Source organism: Streptococcus sp. Marseille-P7376, assembly GCF_902460385.1.
GTDB lineage: Bacteria > Bacillota > Bacilli > Lactobacillales > Streptococcaceae > Streptococcus > Streptococcus sinensis.
Window position 1 is genome coordinate 1 of sequence record NZ_CABPTS010000043.1, and the last position, 2,609, is coordinate 2,609.

The 2,609-nt window shown below is 40.2% G+C and carries 1 tRNA gene and 2 pseudogenes; 1 reads left to right on the forward strand and 2 read right to left on the reverse strand.

The window, feature by feature from the left end:
* Positions 1-312: 312 nt before the first annotated feature.
* Positions 313-1,360, forward strand: a pseudogene (locus FZ952_RS11405) (ISL3 family transposase); the annotation flags it as partial.
* On the opposite strand, the pseudogene FZ952_RS11410 reads toward FZ952_RS11405, so the two are convergent.
* Together FZ952_RS11410 and FZ952_RS11415 are read right to left on the reverse strand one after the other, a co-directional pair.
* A pseudogene (locus FZ952_RS11410) lies at positions 1,354-2,159 on the reverse strand (IS3 family transposase); the annotation flags it as partial. The pseudogenes FZ952_RS11405 and FZ952_RS11410 sit on opposite strands and share 7 nt — an antisense overlap.
* A gap of 143 nt (positions 2,160-2,302) precedes the next feature.
* A tRNA-Glu gene (locus tag FZ952_RS11415) sits at positions 2,303-2,374 on the reverse strand.
* Positions 2,375-2,609 lie beyond the last annotated feature (235 nt).

The window sequence follows — 2,609 nt, forward strand, 5'->3', positions numbered from 1 at the left end:
GTTTAGTGCTCCTGGCCAATAATCTCCTTAAATACAATAAGAGAACGGTTCAAATTTAAAAAGCTAGAGTTCCATAATTGGGAATCTCTAGCTTTTTTGTGACTGAGAACTATTTTGTCTCAGACTCGTTTCTTATTTTTCTCTGCGAGAAAGACTGAAGCCATGATAACAGGCTCTATAATTTCTGTAGTGGGTAAAATCACTGTAGTAATTATGGAGCCTATTTTGTTGTAGAAAAAAAGTCCCATAAGACCTATAATGAAAAGCGACCAAACCATCATTAGAAAGAATCTTATGGAACAATAAAATTCTATCACAAACTTACTGGAAATAAAGGACCCTAACATTACGATTTTGGATGTTCTAGATGCTGGAACGCATAAAGAAATCATCGCGAAGTTGGATTATCCTGCTCCTAAATGCTACAGCTGTCATGGTCAGATGGCTAAATATGACTTCCAAAAAGAATCTAGAATCCTCTACCTAGAGTGTGCGGGATATAAAATGCTGATTCGTTTAAAGAAACGCCGTTTCCGATGTCAGGATTGCGGAAAAACAGCTGTTGCTGAGACTTCTCTGGTCAAGAAAAATCACCAAATCGCAACCATCGTCAAGCAGAAAATCGCTCAAAAACTGATGGAGAGGCTTTCTATGTCCGACATCGCTGAAAGCTTAGCTGTGTCCACATCCACAGTTATTCGAAAACTAAAGGAGTTTGAATTTAAGGCAGATCTCAACTATCTTCCAACTCACATGTCTTGGGAGTGAAACAGTCTGGGGAGAGACTGTTTCAGCTGGCTTCAAGAAGGGAAAGATGAGCTTCATTGCGCAGGATTTTGACTCGCTCAAGGTCATCACAATTCTGGACGGACGAACGCAAGCAACCATTCGCAATCACTTCCTTCGCTATTCCAGACAAGTCCGAAACGGCGTTAAAGCCATTACCATGGACATGTTCAGTCCCTATTACGATATTGCCAGAAAACTATTTCCAAAGGCTAAAATCGTTCTGGATCGTTTTCACATTGTCCAACACCTGAGCCGGGCTATGAACCGTCTTCGCATCCAAATCATGAAGTAATTTGAGAGAAAATCTAACGAATATAAGGCGCTAAAACGCTACTGGAAACTGCTCCAACAAGACAGTCGGAAACTCCGCGATAAACGATTTTATCGCCCAACTTTTCGCATGCATTTGACCAACAAAGAGATTCTGGAAAAGCTGCTCTCTTACTCTCAAGAACTCAGAGAACACTATGCAATCTACCAACTCTTGCTTTTTCATTTTCAAGTTCAAGAGAAACAAGCTGAACATTTCTTTGGACTCATTGAAGAAACAATTTCTTGTATAAATCCTATGTAGGACTTGTATTTCTTGCGCTTACGGATGCGTGCAGACAGACCTAACACCTGCATCAAATGCTGCACTTTCTTATGATTGATGCTATAACCACGGTTGCGCAGTTCTAGATGAACCCTGCGGTAACCATAATTGCCCTTATGAGCCTTAAAAATTGCTTGTATCTCATTCTTGATGTCCCTATCTTTGTCCTCTGTAGCTAGTTGCTTGAGCTGGTAATAGTAGGTGGCACGAGCTAGTTTAGCTGTTGCTAGAAGGAGGTCTAGTCGGAATCTTCCATTGACCATTTCTCTAACTGTTTCTGCCTTTCACGCGCTAAGGCTTCGTCCCTCAGGCGCAATTCCTTCAACTTTTTTAGATAGGCATTCTCCGTTCTAAGACGCTCATTTTCTTCTTGGAGTCGCTCTAACTCCGTCATCTCTTCCCAGGTCTTCTTTGGCTTACGTCCCATTTTTGGCGGCCTCCCTCTTGCTTTCTCAAGAATAGTATAGACGTTTTTCTTGTATTGCGCTATCCAATTTGGAAGAGTCCCTCGGTTTGGCAAGGCGTAATCAAGTGAAACGGTCAGCTGTGACTGTTGTTTCAGAAGCACTTTATCAATCATTTCCTGCTTTAATTCTGGAGAATAATAGGTATTTTTTCCTTTCTTGACAATGTTCATCCCGTATCTGTCTATCAGTCGAATCATATATTGGATACCGGATTCTGCAATACTGAACCGGTCCGACAAAGACTTAATGCTTTCACCATTTTGCCGTAACTCATAGATTTTGACTTTGTCTTCATAACTTAATTTCATAAAAATAACACCCCAAATGTTAGATTTTTCTGTCTAACTTTTGGGGTGCGGTTCAGTCTTTCCTAACGGGTTTTCAAAATAAAGTAGGATTCAAACCTACGACATAGTTCTGCGTCGCTGCTAATCAGGGCATGATAAAAATATAGTCCGTACGGGATTCGAACCCGTGTTACCGCCGTGAAAAGGCGGTGTCTTAACCCCTTGACCAACGGACCATTTAATCTTTTTTTAGAACACGTTCTATTATATCAATTTTTTCTGGCTCTATAATTTCTGTAGTGGGTAAATCCACCGCAGGGATTATGGAGCCGATTTTGTTGTAGAAAAAAAGTCCCATAAGACCTATAATGAAAAGCAACGAAACCATCATTAGAAAGAATCTTATGGAACAATTAAATTTTATCACAAACCTACTCGAAATTAAAGACAAAAATATCATCATTCTAGATT